The organism is Sphingomonas sp. 67-41, assembly GCF_001899725.1.
Lineage (GTDB): Bacteria > Pseudomonadota > Alphaproteobacteria > Sphingomonadales > Sphingomonadaceae > Sphingomonas > Sphingomonas leidyi.
The window spans coordinates 420253-434642 of sequence record NZ_MKWJ01000022.1 but is presented as its reverse complement, the minus strand read 5'-3'; the positions used below and the strand labels follow the sequence as shown (position 1 = coordinate 434642).

Annotated in this window: 17 protein-coding genes; 11 read left to right on the top strand and 6 right to left on the bottom strand. The window is 68.8% G+C overall.

The window, feature by feature from the left end:
- Positions 1 to 11: 11 nt before the first annotated feature.
- From flgF to BGP17_RS12890, 5 genes are read right to left on the bottom strand one after another with little or no spacing between them, the layout of a single operon-like run.
- The gene (gene flgF / locus BGP17_RS12910; protein WP_167300132.1) at positions 12 to 755 is read right to left on the bottom strand and encodes a flagellar basal-body rod protein FlgF; all 744 of its coding nucleotides are present in this window, start codon (positions 753 to 755) and stop codon (positions 12 to 14) included.
- Positions 756 to 781: 26 nt separating this feature from the next.
- The gene (locus tag BGP17_RS12905; protein WP_086127699.1) at positions 782 to 2089 is read right to left on the bottom strand and encodes a flagellar hook protein FlgE; all 1308 of its coding nucleotides are present in this window, start codon (positions 2087 to 2089) and stop codon (positions 782 to 784) included.
- A gap of 27 nt (positions 2090 to 2116) precedes the next feature.
- Positions 2117 to 2824 carry a flagellar hook assembly protein FlgD gene (locus BGP17_RS12900; protein WP_208413583.1) on the bottom strand — a complete coding sequence of 236 codons (708 nt, stop codon included), beginning with the start codon at positions 2822 to 2824 and terminating at the stop codon, positions 2117 to 2119.
- Between the two features lie 2 nt (positions 2825 to 2826).
- Entirely contained in the window at positions 2827 to 3237 is a 411-nt protein-coding gene (flgC, locus tag BGP17_RS12895) for a flagellar basal body rod protein FlgC (RefSeq protein ID WP_086127697.1), read from the bottom strand.
- Between the two features lie 2 nt (positions 3238 to 3239).
- Positions 3240 to 3593 (bottom strand): flagellar basal body rod protein FlgB, encoded by a 354-nt coding sequence (locus tag BGP17_RS12890; protein WP_167300133.1) that lies wholly within the window; start codon positions 3591 to 3593, stop codon positions 3240 to 3242.
- Positions 3594 to 3809: 216 nt separating this feature from the next.
- On the opposite strand from BGP17_RS12890, the gene BGP17_RS12885 reads away from it, so the two are divergent.
- The 9 genes from BGP17_RS12885 (at position 3810) to BGP17_RS12845 (ending at position 11516) form a co-directional block, all read left to right on the top strand.
- Entirely contained in the window at positions 3810 to 4472 is a 663-nt protein-coding gene (locus tag BGP17_RS12885; RefSeq protein ID WP_286712302.1) for a motility protein A, read from the top strand.
- Positions 4469 to 4969, top strand: a complete 501-nt coding sequence (locus BGP17_RS12880; protein ID WP_286712301.1) for a flagellar motor protein MotB — start codon at positions 4469 to 4471, stop codon at positions 4967 to 4969. The genes BGP17_RS12885 and BGP17_RS12880 overlap by 4 nt, the downstream gene beginning before the upstream one ends.
- Positions 4970 to 5013: 44 nt before the next feature.
- Positions 5014 to 5556, top strand: coding sequence for a flagella basal body P-ring formation protein FlgA (locus BGP17_RS12875; RefSeq protein WP_167300135.1), 543 nt, complete (start codon positions 5014 to 5016; stop codon positions 5554 to 5556).
- A gap of 69 nt (positions 5557 to 5625) precedes the next feature.
- Positions 5626 to 5919, top strand: coding sequence for a flagellar biosynthesis anti-sigma factor FlgM (locus BGP17_RS12870; RefSeq protein WP_167300136.1), 294 nt, complete (start codon positions 5626 to 5628; stop codon positions 5917 to 5919).
- Positions 5906 to 6217, top strand: coding sequence for a flagellar protein FlgN (locus BGP17_RS12865; RefSeq protein ID WP_167300137.1), 312 nt, complete (start codon positions 5906 to 5908; stop codon positions 6215 to 6217). The genes BGP17_RS12870 and BGP17_RS12865 overlap by 14 nt, the downstream gene beginning before the upstream one ends.
- An 87-nt stretch (positions 6218 to 6304) precedes the next feature.
- Positions 6305 to 7189, top strand: coding sequence for a lytic transglycosylase domain-containing protein (locus BGP17_RS12860; protein ID WP_167300138.1), 885 nt, complete (start codon positions 6305 to 6307; stop codon positions 7187 to 7189).
- A gap of 6 nt (positions 7190 to 7195) precedes the next feature.
- A complete protein-coding gene (gene flhA, locus BGP17_RS12855) occupies positions 7196 to 9277 on the top strand; it encodes a flagellar biosynthesis protein FlhA (RefSeq protein WP_286712300.1) in 2082 nt (693 codons plus the stop codon).
- A complete protein-coding gene (locus BGP17_RS12850) occupies positions 9274 to 10038 on the top strand; it encodes a sigma-70 family RNA polymerase sigma factor (protein ID WP_243857313.1) in 765 nt (254 codons plus the stop codon). Before flhA ends, BGP17_RS12850 begins: the two co-directional genes overlap by 4 nt.
- A gap of 122 nt (positions 10039 to 10160) precedes the next feature.
- Positions 10161 to 11516, top strand: coding sequence for a M28 family metallopeptidase (locus tag BGP17_RS12845; RefSeq protein ID WP_243857314.1), 1356 nt, complete (start codon positions 10161 to 10163; stop codon positions 11514 to 11516).
- 140 nt (positions 11517 to 11656) lie between these two features.
- Here the strand turns inward: BGP17_RS12845 and BGP17_RS12840 are convergent, their stop codons facing one another.
- Complete coding sequence (locus BGP17_RS12840) at positions 11657 to 12541, bottom strand: flagellin N-terminal helical domain-containing protein (RefSeq protein ID WP_167300140.1); 885 nt, start codon at positions 12539 to 12541, stop codon at positions 11657 to 11659.
- 222 nt (positions 12542 to 12763) lie between these two features.
- Here BGP17_RS12840 and BGP17_RS12835 point away from each other — a divergent pair, with 222 nt between their 5' ends.
- Both BGP17_RS12835 and fliE read left to right on the top strand, forming a co-directional pair.
- Entirely contained in the window at positions 12764 to 14023 is a 1260-nt protein-coding gene (locus tag BGP17_RS12835; RefSeq protein ID WP_286712299.1) for a sigma-54 interaction domain-containing protein, read from the top strand.
- Positions 14020 to 14388: a flagellar hook-basal body complex protein FliE gene (gene fliE / locus BGP17_RS12830; RefSeq protein WP_167300142.1), complete on the top strand. Its 369-nt coding sequence runs from the start codon at positions 14020 to 14022 to the stop codon at positions 14386 to 14388. The genes BGP17_RS12835 and fliE overlap by 4 nt, the downstream gene beginning before the upstream one ends.
- The last annotated feature ends 2 nt before the right edge of the window (positions 14389 to 14390 follow it).

The window sequence follows — 14390 nt, the reverse complement described above, 5'->3', positions numbered from 1 at the left end:
TAACTCCTCAATCAGGACGGCATCCGCATCAGCGATGCGGTGCTCTCGTCCATGTTCTTGGCTTCCTTGAGCAGGCCCGCCTGCACTTCGTAGGCGCGCTGGTTCTCGATCATGTCGACCAGCGCCTGCGTCAGGTTCACGTTCGATTGCTCGAGCGAACCGGAGGTCACCTTGGCATCCATGTCCTCGGGCAGCACGCCGCCGCCCTTCACATGGAGAAGATTGTCCAGCCCCTTGGCGGTCTGGCTGCCGCCGGTGCTCGCCAGCTTGATCTTGCCGACTTCCTGGGGCTGGGTCGGGTCGCCGCCGCGCGGCACGATCGAGATCGTGCCGTCCTCGGCGATGCTGATCTTGTCGGCGGGCGGCACGGTGATGGGGCCCCCCGACCCCATCACCGGGAAACCGTCGCCGGTTTCCAGCACGCCCGAGGGCGCGATCCGGAGATCGCCGCGCCTCGTATAGGCTTCGGTGCCATCGGTGGCCTGGACCGCGATCCAGGCCTCGCCGTTCACCGCGACGTCGAGCGGGTTGCCGGTCTGGACCATCGTGCCCTTCGAGCGGTCGAAGTCGTTGACTTCCTCCGCGGCGAGCTGGCGCGAGTCCATTCCGGTGCCCTGCAGGACCAGCCGGTCGAAGCTGACGCGCTCGGCGCGGAAGCCGATGGTCGAGGCGTTCGCGATGTTGTTCGCGATCGTCGCCTGCGACTGCATCTGGCTCCTGAGCCCGGACATCGCGGTATAGACAAGCCGGTCCATTGCTTACTCCTCCTCAGCCGATCGGATCAGCTGCGGATGTTGAAGATGGTCTGGGACATCTGGCTGGCGGTATCGAGCGCCTTGGCATTCGCCTGGAAGTTGCGCTGTGCCGCGATCAGATTGACCAGTTCCTCGGTGATGTCGACGTTCGAGCGCTCGATCGCGCCCGACATCAGGCCGCCGAACCCGTTGGTGCCCGGCTCGCCCAGGCGCGCATCGCCCGAGAAGCCGGTGGCGGCCCAGGTCGAGTTGCCCAGCTGGCGCAGGCCCGCATTGTTGGTGAAGCTGGCCAGCACGACCTTGCCCAGCGCCTGGGTGTCGCCGTTCGAGAAGCTCGCGGTCACCGTGCCGTCGTCGGCGATCGTCACGCCTTCGATCTGGCCGACGGGCGAGCCGTCCTGCTTGGTCGAGTTGAGGCTGAACGGCGAGCTCACCTGGGTGGTGCCCTGGGTCAGGTCGAGCTTGAGCACCTGTTCCGAAGTCGCGCCCGGCGCCAGGAAGCCCATGAACGTGATCGGCGTGGTCGGCTCGGAAAGCTTGCCGGTGCTGTCGAACTTCAGCTCGAACTGCTTCATCGTGGCGGGGTCGTCGCCGGCATTGAGCTGCTGGTCGCCGACGAAGGAATAGACTTTCCAGGTGCTGGTCGCGTCGCTGTCGGTCGGCTTGGTCTCGCGGACGAAATAGTTGGTCAGCGTCAGCGCGTTGCCGTTCGCGTCATAGACCGTCGTCTGCACCGACTGGTTGTAGGTGGTCGGGTCGAAACGGTCGAACTTGTAGCCGGCGCTCTCGAACTTGGGGTTCGTCGAGGGGATCGCCGAGCCGGCATTGAGGTTGAGGCCGAGCTTGACGTTCTCGGTCGCCTGGGGCGTGCCGCTGGTCTGGGGCAGGCGCAGGCTCACCGTCGAGGACAGGCCGGTCGCGACCACCGCGCCCGAGCCGTCGACCGGATAGACCTGCAGCTTGTTGCCCTGCGCGTCGACCACATAGCGGTCGGCATCGACCTGGAAGCTGCCGTTGCGGGTATAGGCCACGCCATTGCCGCTCTTCTCGTCGCCCTTGACGATGAAGAAGCCATCGCCCGAGATCGCCACGTCGAGCGAAGACGACGACTGGGTGAAGCCACCCTGGCCGAATTGCTGGCGCACCGCCTTCACGACCACGCCCGAGCCGACCATCTGGGTCGGGTTCATGTTGGCGGTCGACGCGATGACGTCGGCGAACTGCGTGGAGCTCTTCTTGAAGCCGTTGGTCTGCACGTTCGCGAGATTGTGCGAGATCGTCGACATGTCGGTCTGCGCTGCCTGCAGGCCCGAGAGCGAAGTGAAGAAGGACATTTTCCGTTACTCCGTGGAAAAGAGGATTCAGCCGACCTGCCAGACGGCGTCGGTGGACACGTTGCCGATGCCCGGAAGAGTGAGGACGGGCTTGCCGTCGGATCCCATCGAGACGGCGGTGACCGGTGCCCAGACCAGCGGATAGGCCTTGACGCTGCCCTTGCCGTCGGTGGCGGTGACGCTGACGTTGAACGGGCCCTTGCCGGCATCCTCGCCGGTATCGGTCTTGCCGTCCCAGTCCCAGGCGACGGCCCCCTTGGCTTCCTTGCCCATCTCGATCGTCTTGAGCGTGTTGCCGTTGGTGTCCTTGATGGTCACCGTGACGTTGGTCGCGTCCTTGTCCAGCGCTACGGCCCCGGCGAGACCGCCGGAGGTGCGCGGATAGGCGGTCGAGCCCTGGACCAGCACGTTCTTGCCGACATAGCCGATGGCGTCGTTGAGCGAGGTGGCGCCCAGCTTGCCGGCGATCGACTTCAGCGTGGTGCTCATCTCGGTGATGCCCGAGAGCGACGAGAACTGCGCCATCTGGGCGACCATCTGGGTGTTGTCGACCGGCTGGAACGGGTCCTGGTTCTTCAGCTGGGCGGTCATCAGCGCCAGGAAGTCGGAGACGTTCATGTCGGTCTTGCCGAGCCGCGACGTGTCCTTCGTGTCGAGCGTGGTGCCGCTCGTCGTGCTGGTCTTGTTGTACCGGGAGATGCCCAGCCCGGCGAGGGTGTTGTCGAAATCACTCATGATCAGCGGCCCAGCTTGAGGGTGTCGACGATGAGCTGCTTGGCAGTCTGCATCACTTCGACGTTGTTCTGGTAGTTCCGGGCGGTCTCCATCATGTCGACCAGCTCCCGGGTCTCGTCCACGGCGGCTTCCCAGACATTGCCGTCCTTGTCGGCCATCGGGTTGCCGGGATCGTAGCGCTTGGTGGGGTCGGAGCCCGCGGTGACGACCTGCTCGACATCGACGGTCGACATGCCGCTCGCCTCGTCGAAGGCGGTGCGGAACACCGGCTTGATCGTGCGATAGGCGGCGTCGGCGCTCGACGCGACCGTGCCGACATTGGCCAGGTTCGACGCCGTGGTGTTCATCCGCACCAGCTGCGCGCTCATCGCGCGGCCGGATACCTGGAAGATCGAAAGCGGCTGGTCGCCCATGCTCATTCTCCCTTCAGCGCGCGCGTGATCTGGTTGATGCGGCCGTTGAGGAACGACAGCGTCGTCTGATACGCGACGGCATTCTCGGCGAAGGCGGTCTGCTCGGTGGTCAGTTCGACGGTGTTGCCGTCGGCCGAGGGCTGGAGCGGCACGCGATAGAGCGTGTTGGCGTCGATCGCGGCATCGAGCGAGCCCCCCGGCGTGGTGGCGCTGTTCAGCGCGGCGCGGAAATCCACGTCCCGGGCCTTGTAGCCGGGGGTGGCGGCGTTGGCGATGTTCGACGCCAGCATGCCCATGCGCTGCGAGCGCACGGCAAGCGCCGCACCGTGTACGCCGAAAAGCTTGTCATCGGGCATTGCACGTCTCCCGCACAAAAGTTCGCCGGGTTCTATGCAACCGCCGTGCCAATTTGCCTTGGGGCACGAAAAAACCCGGTTTCCCCTGGGGGGCGGCAGGCAGCGGCAAGGTTTTGCCGGTGTGGCGGCAGGCGGTTGCCGCTCCGGGCGGCCCGGCAGGCGTTCCAGGCCGCGCCGGGCAGTTGGCCCGTGTCTTGCACCCACGCAGGCATGGACATGAATGTACTTCCGGCCCTGGGGACCTTCCTCGATCCGCTCGCGCTCGCCATTGTCGGCGGGGGGACGCTGGCCGGCACCGTGCTGCGCAATGCTTGGGGCGACCTGGCCCGGGGCGTCGCGGCGCTCGGCGTGCTGCCGCGCCACCGCTTCGATGTGGAGCCCCTGCTGGCCCAGGTCTCGGCGCTCGGCCGGATCGCGCGGCGCCACGGCGTGATCGCGCTCGATCGCTCGAAGATCGAGGATCCGGACATCGCCGCGGCCGTTGCCGCGATCGTCGACGGCGCAGGGCCGCGGGACGTCGAGTCCTTGCTCGAGCAGCGCCGCTGCGCGCGTTTCGAGCGCCAGCGGGGCGCGTGGGAGATATGGTCCGGCGCGGCGGAGCTGGCGCCGGCGATGGGGATGGTCGGCACGCTGCTCGGCCTGGTCGGCATGTTTGCCGCGATGAAGGATCCGCAGGCGATCGGAGGCGCCATGGCCGTCGCCCTGCTCGCCACGCTCTATGGTGCGCTGCTCGCCAATCTCGTGCTGCTGCCGGTCGCCGTCCGCCTGAAGCGTCGCGCCCGGCACGAGGCGCAGGAGCGGCTTCGCCTCCAGCCGGCGCTCGCCGCCCTGGCCGGGATCGAGCCGGGCACCGGCCGGATAAAGGAGATCGCGGCGTGACCGTGTTCGACGAGGACGAACCCGCGCGCGCGCCCTGGCTGGTCACCCTGGCCGATCTGTCGCTGCTGCTGGTCGGCTTCTTCGTCTTCCTCCAGGCGAGTCAGGTCGATCCCGCCAAGCTCGCCGCGGGTATCCGCGCCGGCTTCGGTGTGCGCGAGACGGCGCCCGCCGCCATGCCGGTCGACATCGCCACGGCCACCGGCTTCGCGCCGGGCTCCGCCGCGCCCGTCGATACCGGCTCGGCGCTGGAATGGGCGCGTGGCGCCGCGCGGGACCCGCGCACCCTCTTGCGGATCACCGGCGAAGTCGACGGATCGGCGGCGGACGTCGATCCGGCGACCGGCAGCGGTCCGATCCTTGCCGCCGATCGCGCCCGTGCGGTCGCCGCGCTGCTTGTCGCCCAGCGCGCCGTCGATCCCGCGCGCATCGCGATTTCCACCGGCCGGGGCCAGCGCCGCGCCGTCCTCGCCCTCGGCTTCGAGGGAGGCCGGCAATGATCCGCCACCCGGCAATTGCCTCCCCCTTTTCCATGGAGAAGACCATGTTCCTCGCCATTGCACTCGTCACTGCCGCCCCCGCCGGCGCGCAGGATTTCCAATCGACCCAGGCGCTCGATGCGATCGTCGCCCAGTTCGCCGGCAAGCCGATGGGCGAGCAGGGCGGGGCGATCGCGCCGATCGACCGGCGGCTGAAGCTGGCGGCCTGCATCGCGCCCCAGCTCGAATGGCGCGGCGAGAATCGCGACGCGGTGGTGGTGCGCTGCATGGCGCCGGCCTGGAAGATCTTCGTGCCCGTCGCCGCCGTGCCCAGGCCCCGGGCCGCGCCGCCCGCGCCGATGCCGGCCACCACCCTCGTCCGCCCCGCGGTTCCGGTAAAGGCCGAGCCGGTGATCAAGCGCGGCGATGCGGTCACGGTCGAGGCGGGGGCCGAGGGTTTCTCGATCTCGCGCCAGGGCATCGCGATGAACGACGCGCCTCCGGGCGGCCGGATCGGCATCAAGGTGGACGACAGGCAGCCGCCGGTCCAGGCGATCGCGATCGAGCCTGGTCGCGCCCGCCTGCCCGGCTTCGCCGAGGGAAGTTGAAATTTTTCGGTAAAGCTTCGCCCGCCCTGGCCGTTTGAAGGGCTGCAGGCACAGCGAGGATTGCAGGCAATGGTGGACTCAATCGGCACGAAGGCAGGCGCGGTCACCGACCGTCGCACCGTGCCCGTTGATCCTGCCAGCCGCGTGGCGGCGGTGCGCCCGGTCGCGAGCGACGCGCCGGCGGTGCGGAGCGCCGCTGCGGAGATCGCGGCGGAGCAGGCGGCGCGGCCGCCGGTCGATGCCGAGCGGGTCTCGCGCATCCGCAAGGCGATCCACGACAATAAATTCCCGCTTTCTCCCTCGACGATCGCCGACCGGCTGCTCGCCTTCAAGCTCGATTGGAAGTCCCGTGAACCGTCGTGACGCGCTCATCCAGGTGATCGAATGCCTTCACGCCGAGATCGCGGCGCTCAAGGCGAACGACGTCGCCGCGCTGGAGGCGGCCACCCGCACCAAGCTCGCCGCGATCGACACGGTCGCGCTGCATGACGGCGAGGCCCCCGGCCCCGAGATCCGCGAGCTCGCCGCCGAGGCGCACAAGCTCAACGAGACCTGCCGCATCTATGTGAACCTGATGGCGGCAAATGTTCGCCGCCGCCTGCAAATCCTTTCCGGCCAGCAGGCGCCGGCCTACAAGGCAGGCGGCTACGCCCTCGGCTGAGCGGGCGTTTTCCGCATCCGTTAACCGTAACTGGCACGCTCCTTGCTCTGGATAGCCCCGGATTAGGCTATTCGGATTCCAGGATCGATGAGCGTTACTTCGGTCAACACCAGGGCAAGCGTCCAGACGGCGATCGCCGCGGCGAGCCGCAAGACCGGCATCGACTTCAACTATCTGCTCGGCCAGGCCCAGGTGGAAAGCGGGCTGCGCGCCGATGCGCGTGCCGGCACGTCCTCGGCCACCGGCCTCTATCAGTTCATCGAGCAGAGCTGGCTGGGCGTGGTGAAGCAGCACGGCGCCGAGCATGGGCTGGGCTGGGCCGCCGACAGCATCAGGCAGACCGGCACCGGTCGCTATGTCGTCAGCGATCCCGCCGCACGCAGCGCGATCCTGGGCCTGCGCAGCGATCCGCAGACCGCCTCGCTGATGGCCGCCGAGCATGCCGCGGACAACAAGGCCTCGCTCGAGGACAGCCTGGGCCGGCCGGCCACCGGCACCGATCTCTATATGGCCCATTTCCTGGGCCTGGGCGGCGCCGGCAAGTTCCTGAGCGCGATGGCCGACAGCCCCGGCCGCACCGGCGCCTCGCTGTTCCCCGCCGCCGCGCGCGCCAATCGCAGCGTGTTCTACGCGTCGAACGGCCAGCCGCGCACGCTTTCGGAGATCTACAGCCGCTTCGCCGGCAAGCTCGACCAGGGCGCCGCCGCCGGCGGGGCCGCCGGGCTTGCCTCGGCCGGCCTGGACGACGGCTTCAACGCCGCTGCCCGTGCCTGGAGCGACGGCGACAACGAAGTCGTGCTCGGCAACGGCGCGGTCGATAGCGATCGCCACTGGGTGCAGAACACGCTCGCCCAGCTCAACGTCTCGCAGGGTTCGCCCGGCGACCCGCTCGGCCGCCGCATCGATCCGCTCCGGCCGACGCCGGAGAATGCCAGGCTCGCCTATCTCATGCTCGCGAATCTGGGAGCGTAACCCCCCATGTCCGCAATCTCGCTTCCCGCAGGGACCGGCCCTGCCCTGAAGAGCTTCGCGCTGCCCGGCGCGATCCTGCTGCTCGTCGCGCTGATGGTGGTGCCGATCCCGGCCTTCCTGCTCGACGCCTTCTTCATCCTCAACATCATGATCAGCCTCGCGGTGCTGATGGTGGCGCTGAACGCGCAGAAGCCGCTCGACTTCTCCGCCTTCCCCACCGTGCTGCTGTTCGCCACGCTGTTCCGCCTCGGCCTCAACGTCGCCTCGACGCGCGTCGTGCTGGTGCACGGCCATGAGGGCGAGAGCGCCGCCGGCCATGTGATCGAGGCGTTCGGCACCTTCATGATCGGTGGCGACTATGTCGTCGGCCTGGTGGTGTTCGCCGTCATCGTGATCATCAACATGATCGTGGTTACCAAGGGCGCCGGCCGCGTCTCCGAAGTCAGCGCGCGCTTCACCCTCGATGCGCTGCCCGGCAAGCAGATGGCGATCGACGCCGATCTCAATGCCGGCCTGATCACGCCCGACGACGCCAAGAAGCGCCGCGAGGAAGTGTCGACCGAAGCCGATTTCTACGGCGCGATGGACGGCTCGTCCAAATTCGTGAAGGGCGATGCCATCGCGGGCCTGCTGATCCTCGCGATCAACGTGATCGGCGGCCTGATCCTGGGCGTCGCCAGCCATCATATGGCAGTGGGCGAGGCGGCCTCCACCTATGTACTGCTCGCGATCGGCGACGCGCTGGTGGCGCAGGTGCCGGCGCTGCTGCTTTCGATCGCCGCCGCGGCGATCGTCACCCGCGTCGCCTCGAGCCACGACCTGGCCGGCCAGATCGGCACCCAGTTCGCCAGCCACAAGACCTGGATGCCGGTTGCCGTCATCCTGGGCCTGCTCGGCGTCTTCCCGGGCATGCCGCATTTCCTGATGCTGCCCGCCGCCGCCGCCGCCGGCTTCGCGGCCTGGCGCCTGCGCAGGGCCGCCAACCGGCCGAAGCCCGTCGCCGCGCCGCCGGCCGAGCCGGCCGATCTCTCCAGGATCGGCTGGGACGAAGTGACCGACAACATGCAGGTGATGCTCGACATCGGCTATGGCCTGGTGCCGCTGGTCGACGAGCGCCGCGGCGGGCCGCTGATGGGCCGCATCACCGGCGTGCGCCGCCAGCTGTCCAAGGAGCTCGGCTTCGTCGTGCCTCAGGTGCGGGTGCGCGACGACATCAACCTGGCGCCCTTCACCTATCGCATCGTCATCGGCGGCGTCGTCGTCGCCGAGGACAATGTCTCGCCCGACGAAGTGCTGGCGATCGATACCGGCCAGGCCTCGGGCCGCCTCGACGGCAAGCCGGTCAAGGATCCGACCTTCGGGCTCGACGCGCTGTGGATCGCCCAGGGCGATTCCGATGCCGCCACCGGCCTCGGCTATCTCGTCGTCGATCCGGGCACGGTGGTCGCCACCCATCTCAACCAGTGCCTGATCCAGAACGCGTCGGACCTGCTCGGCCCGGACGAGGTCCAGGCGCTGCTCGACGGGCTCAAGGAGCGCTCGGCGCAACTCGTCGCCGCGCTCTGCCCGGCGCCGGTACCGCTCACCACGCTTACCCAGGTGCTGCGCGGCCTGCTTGCCGAGAGCATTCCGCTCAAGGAGTTCCGCCGCATCGCCGCCGCCATCGCGGTCGCCGCCCAGCGGACCCTGGATGCCGAGGAGCTGATGGAGCTGATCCGTCCCGAGCTCGGCCCGCTCATCATCCAGCGCCTGTGCGGCGTGCGCGAGCCGTTGCGCGTGATGACGCTCGAAGGCCAGCTCGAGGCGCTGCTCGGCCAGGCGGTCCGCTCGGATCCGTCGAAGCGTCATACGATCGAGCCCGATCTGGGCCGCCGCATCGCCGAGGCGCTGCAACGCGCCGCCCAGCCGCTGATCGCCGAGGCCAAGCCCTTCGCGCTCGTCGTCCAGCCCTCGATCCGGGTCGCGATCCGCAAGCTGATCAGGACGGTCCTGCCCGACACGCCGGTGATGAGCTTCTTCGAGGTGCCCGAGGACAAGGCCGTCGAAGTGGTCGCGGTGATCGGCGCGCCGGAGGCGCTGCCCGCATGAACGCCTTCACTCCGGGGAAACTCGACGCCATGGCTTCGCTGGCCCTTTCGCCCCTGACCTACACGCCCACCCCGCCGCGGCGCGATCCCGAGGCGCTGGTGCGCAAGCACCTGCCGCTGGTCCGGCGCATCGCCTGGCACATCCATGGCTCGATGAGCTCGCTCGTCGAAGTGGAGGACCTGATCCAGGTCGGGCTGGTCGCGCTGATCGAAGCGGCGGCAGGGTTCGAGGACCGGGGGCAGGTGACCTTCGAGCAGTATCTCGCCACTCGGCTGCGCGGGGCGATGATCGACGAGCTGCGCCGCCAGGCGACCACTACGCGCGGGGCGATGCGCCGGCGCAAGGCCTATCAGGAAGCGATATCGGTGCTGACCAACGAACTGGGCCGCGCGCCCGACGACGAACAGGTCGCCGCCCGGCTGGGCGTGACGCCGGAGAAGCTGCGCGCCGACTATGCCAATGCCGAGGCGGTGCGCTTCGATTCGATCGACGATACCTATTCGGACGAGAGCCCCTGGTTCATGTCCGACGCGCCCAGCGCCTTCGACCAGCTGGCGGAGAGCGACCAGCGCGAGGCGCTGATCGCTGCGATCGCCGAGCTTCCGGAGCGCGAGCAGCAGGTGATCCAGCTCTATTATGTCGAGGAACTGAACCTCGAGGAGATCGGCCAGGTCCTGGGTGTGGGCGCCGCGCGCATCTGCCAGATCAAGGCATCGGCGCATGCGCGGCTGAAGAAGGGGCTGGCGCGCCGGCTCGGCTAGCCAGCCCGAAACCGCGATCCCCGGCGGAAGCGGGAATCTCGTGCGGCTCCTGCCCTGCGCGCGCTTGCGCCGCCTCGACGCTTGCCGCAGAAATCCCCGCTTCGGACCATTCGGGGGATTTCATGACCAAGCATTTGTTCCTGGCCGGCGCGATGACCTTCGGCCTGCTGGCGTCTCCGGCCTTCGCCCAGGACGCATGGACCGTCCGCTCCGAATGGGTGCGCGCGCACGAATCCTTCCTCGCCAGCGAGGCGCTGCAGGGGCGCGGCAGCGCGACCCGCGACGAGGCGATCGCCGCCACCTATGTCGGCTCGCAGTTCGAAGGCTATGGGCTCCGGCCGGCGCCGGGCATGGCCGGCTATCTCCAGTCCGCCAAGGTGATCCGCTATGCGCTGGACGGCCCGGCGGCGCTGACGGTCGCGGGCAGGCCGGCGGCGGCGCCCACGGTGCTGGTCGGCGCGGCCGAGAGCATTTCCGGCACCTCGGCGGTGTTCGACGGCGCCGATCTCGCGAAAATCCCGCATGCCCAGGTGCTGTTCGTGACCGGCGGCAAGGCCTCGCCCATGGCGCTGGTCCGCGCCGCCAGCGCGGCAGGGGCGAAGCTGGTGATCGTGCGTGAAGACGATGCGACGCGCGCGCTGGCCAAGGCGCTGGGCGGCAAGCCGCGCATGCCGGCCGGGCTCGAGGGCAAGGCGCCGCCGAGCTACGCCGCCTTTGCGACATTGCCGTCGGCCGATTTCGACAAGGCGGCGGCCCAGGCCGGCGCCCCGGTCGCGCTCGCCCTGCCGGTGGTGCGCGAGGAGGCGATCACCACCAATGCGATCGGCTGGCTGCCGGGCAGCGATCCCAAGGCGGGCGTGATCCTGGTCACCGCGCATCTCGATCATCTCGGCCGCAAGCCCGACGGCACGATCATGCACGGCGCGAACGACGATGCCTCGGGCACCACGGCGGTGCTGGAGCTGGCGCGGGCGATGGCGGCGGCGAAACAGGCCCGGCGCGGGCTGTTGTTCGTCGCCTATGGCAGCGAGGAGATCGGCGGCTATGGCTCCAGCTGGTTCGGCGATCACCCGCCGGTGCCGCTCGACCAGATCGTCGCCAATATCGAGATCGAGATGATCGGCGCGCAGGATCCCAAGCTGCCCGCCGGCACGATGATGATGACCGGCTTCGAGCGCTCGACGCTGGGCGAGACATTGAAGGCGCATGGCGCGCTCGTCACCGCCGATCCCTATCCGGAGCAGCGCTTCTTCGAGCGTTCGGACAATTATTCGCTCGCGGTGCGCGGGGTGGTGGCGCACACCATTTCGGGATGGGCGGTCACGCCGACCTATCACACGCCCGACGACACGCTGGCCAATCTCGACATCGCGTTCATGACGCGGGCGATCCAGTCGCTGGTCGAGCCGCTCCGCGCGCTGGCCAACAGCGATGCCCGGCCGCAATGGAAGCCCGGCGGCAAGCCCGAGGGGAAATAGGGGCATCGGCGCGGCCTGCGGCGGACAAGGAAAAACCCCGGTGGTCGATACCACCGGGGTTCCCCATGCGCCCCCTCCGGCAAGAAGGGGTGACCGGCCTTGGTGCCTGTCAGGGGGGTGACACCCCGACCGGCACGCGCTTACTGAAGCAGCTTGAGCACCGACTGCTGGCTCTGGTTCGCCTGGGCGAGCATCGCCGTCGACGCCTGCGACAGGATCTGGGCCTTGGCCAGCGCCGTCGTCTCCGCCGAATAATCGGTGTCCTCGATGCGGCTGCGGGCGTCGCTCAGGTTCGCGACGTTGGTCGTCAGGTTGTTGACCACCGAGTCCAGGCGGCTCTGCGCGGCGCCGAGCGAAGCGCGGAGCGTGGCGACCGACTTCAGGGCGCCGTCAACGGTGCCCTGGGCGGTGTCGGCACTGCCGGCGGTGCCGACGGAAAGCGCCGGGACGACCGGGTTGGCGGCCGCGTCGCCCACGATGGCGCCCACGTCGAGCGCGTCGATGCTGATCGTGATCTTGTCGGTCGATTCCGCGCCGGTCTGGATCGAGAACTTCTTGGCCGCGACTTCGCCGGCTGCCGGAGCGGCCGGATCCGCCGGCGGCTTGCCGATCTGGAACAGCGCATTGCCGTTGAACTTGGTGTTGGTCAGCACGTCCTTGATCTGCGAGGTCAGCTGCGTGACTTCGGCCTGCAGGTTCTTGCGGTCGTCGTCCGAATAGGTGCCGCTCGACGACTGGACCGCCAGCTCGCGGATGCGCTGCAGCATGTTGGTGACTTCGTTGAGCGCGCCTTCCGCGGTCTGCGCCAGCGAAATGCCGTCATTGGCGTTGCGGACCGCCTGGGTCATGCCGCGGATCGAGGCGGTCATGGTCGAGGCGATCGCCAGGCCGGCGGCGTCGTCCTTCGCGCTGTTGATGCGCTTGCCGGTCGACAGGCGCTCCATGGCCGTGCTCAGCGCCTTGTTAGCGCCGGTCGAAGCATTGGCGGCGCGCAGCGCCGCGGTGTTGGTCGAGATAACAGTCATGTTCGTTACTCCATGCTCGTCGGCTTCCCGCTGTCCCCCCTGAACGGGAGCCCGGAGCCGCCAAGCCAAGGAACGACCGCCCGCAGCGGGGCTTAAGCGAAAAATTTTCCCTCTACGCACGCACGCGTAGACGCGCCCGGACCAAGGTTGCTGCGGGACACGCAATTTTACGCGGCGTTAACCAAGTCGACGGCAAAAGGATGGTGTCTCAGGGGGTAACCAATGCGATCCATCGTCCCGTCCGCCGCAGTGCTGCACCAGAAATATGCTCTCGTCTCGTCGCTGCGCGCCCAGGGTTTCGCGATCGGCACCTGCGAGGACGGTCGCCCCGCCGCGCAGGACCTGTTCCTGGTCGCCGAGGGCGAAGTGCCCCCGGCCGCGGCGCGCACGCTGATCCTGGGCGATGAAGGCCGCCAGGCGATCGCGTTCGGCGACGGCAATCCGGCCCGGCTGTCCTACACGGCGGACGATGCCGCGGTCGGCGCGGGCTTCGCCACGGCGCTGCTGCGCGGCCCGCACGAGCCGGTCGCCGCCGACCCGGAAAGCCTGGCGCTGCTGGCGCTGGCCGAGCGCGTCGCCGCATCGGACATCACCGTGCTGATCAACGGCCCCACCGGCACCGGCAAGGAAGTCCTTGCCCGCGCCATCCACAACGGCTCCACGCGCCGCGAGGGCCCGTTCGTCGCCCTCAACTGCGCCGCGCTGCCCGAGACGATGCTCGAGGCGATGCTGTTCGGCCACCAGAAGGGTGCCTTTACCGGCGCCTCGTCGGGCGGCCAGGGCTTCTTCCGCGCCGCGCATGGCGGCACGTTGCTGCTCGACGAGATCGCCGAGATGCCGCTCAACCTCCAGGCCAAGCTGCTGCGCGTGCTGCAGGAGCGCGAAGTCGTGCCGATCGGCGGCACCATGCCGGAAAAGGTGGACGTCCGCGTCATCGCCTGCGCCAATCGCGACCTGCAGGGCGAAGTCACTGCCGGCCGCTTCCGCGCCGACTTGTACTATCGCCTCTCGGTCTTCCCGCTCACGACCAAGGCGCTGGCCGAGCGCCCCGGCGACATCGCCGCGCTTTCGGCCGCGATGGTCGTCCGCCATGCCGGCGGCCGCGGCGCGATGCCGTGGATCTCGAACGAGGCGCTCGACGCGCTCGCCAGCCATGACTGGCCGGGCAATGTCCGCGAGCTCGAGAACGTCATCCAGCGCGCGCTGCTGCTCTGCGGCGGCCGCACCATCGATCCCGAGCACCTGATCTTCGACAGGCCGGCCGCGCGCCGCGTGGACGTCGAGGCGGCAGGCACGCTCTCCAACATCGTCCAGATCCACGAATTCGCCGCGATCCGCGAGATGCTCGCCGAATGCGGCGGCAGCCGGATCGAGACGGCGAAGCGGCTCGGCATCTCGGAGCGCACGCTGCGCTACCGCCTCGCCAAGGCGCGCGAGCAGGGCGAGAGCATCGACGCGGGTAAGGCGAGGGCTTCGGCATGAGCGGTATCGACGGTATCGGCGGCGGCGCGATGAGCGTCGACCGGGTCCTGGCGCTCCGCGCCCAGATCCTCGAGCGCAACGCCGCGCTCGCCAAGGCCAACGAGACGCCCGCGGGCGCAGTGACGGGCACGTCGGGCGGCAAGTCCGCGACCTTCGCCGCGTCGATGGAAGACGCCTTCAAGCAGGTCAACCAGGCCCAGAGCCAGGCCGGCGCGCTCTCCGAGGCCTATGAGCGCGGCGAGACGGTCGACATCGCCAAGGTGATGCTGGCCCGCCAGCAGGCCTCGGTCGGCTTCGAGGCGACGCTGCAGGTCCGCAACAAACTCCTGTCCGCCTACAAGGACATCATGAGCATGCCGGTGTAATC

Coding starts and splice junctions, on each gene's coding strand:
- flgF (WP_167300132.1), bottom strand. CDS start 755: ATGGACCGGCTTGTCTATACCGCGATGTCCGGGCTCAGGAGCCAGATG.
- BGP17_RS12905 (WP_086127699.1), bottom strand. CDS start 2,089: ATGTCCTTCTTCACTTCGCTCTCGGGCCTGCAGGCAGCGCAGACCGAC.
- BGP17_RS12900 (WP_208413583.1), bottom strand. CDS start 2,824: ATGAGTGATTTCGACAACACCCTCGCCGGGCTGGGCATCTCCCGGTAC.
- flgC (WP_086127697.1), bottom strand. CDS start 3,237: ATGGGCGACCAGCCGCTTTCGATCTTCCAGGTATCCGGCCGCGCGATG.
- BGP17_RS12890 (WP_167300133.1), bottom strand. CDS start 3,593: ATGCCCGATGACAAGCTTTTCGGCGTACACGGTGCGGCGCTTGCCGTG.
- BGP17_RS12885 (WP_286712302.1), top strand. CDS start 3,810: ATGAATGTACTTCCGGCCCTGGGGACCTTCCTCGATCCGCTCGCGCTC.
- BGP17_RS12875 (WP_167300135.1), top strand. CDS start 5,014: ATGTTCCTCGCCATTGCACTCGTCACTGCCGCCCCCGCCGGCGCGCAG.
- BGP17_RS12870 (WP_167300136.1), top strand. CDS start 5,626: ATGGTGGACTCAATCGGCACGAAGGCAGGCGCGGTCACCGACCGTCGC.
- BGP17_RS12860 (WP_167300138.1), top strand. CDS start 6,305: ATGAGCGTTACTTCGGTCAACACCAGGGCAAGCGTCCAGACGGCGATC.
- flhA (WP_286712300.1), top strand. CDS start 7,196: ATGTCCGCAATCTCGCTTCCCGCAGGGACCGGCCCTGCCCTGAAGAGC.
- BGP17_RS12850 (WP_243857313.1), top strand. CDS start 9,274: ATGAACGCCTTCACTCCGGGGAAACTCGACGCCATGGCTTCGCTGGCC.
- BGP17_RS12845 (WP_243857314.1), top strand. CDS start 10,161: ATGACCAAGCATTTGTTCCTGGCCGGCGCGATGACCTTCGGCCTGCTG.
- BGP17_RS12840 (WP_167300140.1), bottom strand. CDS start 12,541: ATGACTGTTATCTCGACCAACACCGCGGCGCTGCGCGCCGCCAATGCT.
- BGP17_RS12835 (WP_286712299.1), top strand. CDS start 12,764: ATGCGATCCATCGTCCCGTCCGCCGCAGTGCTGCACCAGAAATATGCT.
- fliE (WP_167300142.1), top strand. CDS start 14,020: ATGAGCGGTATCGACGGTATCGGCGGCGGCGCGATGAGCGTCGACCGG.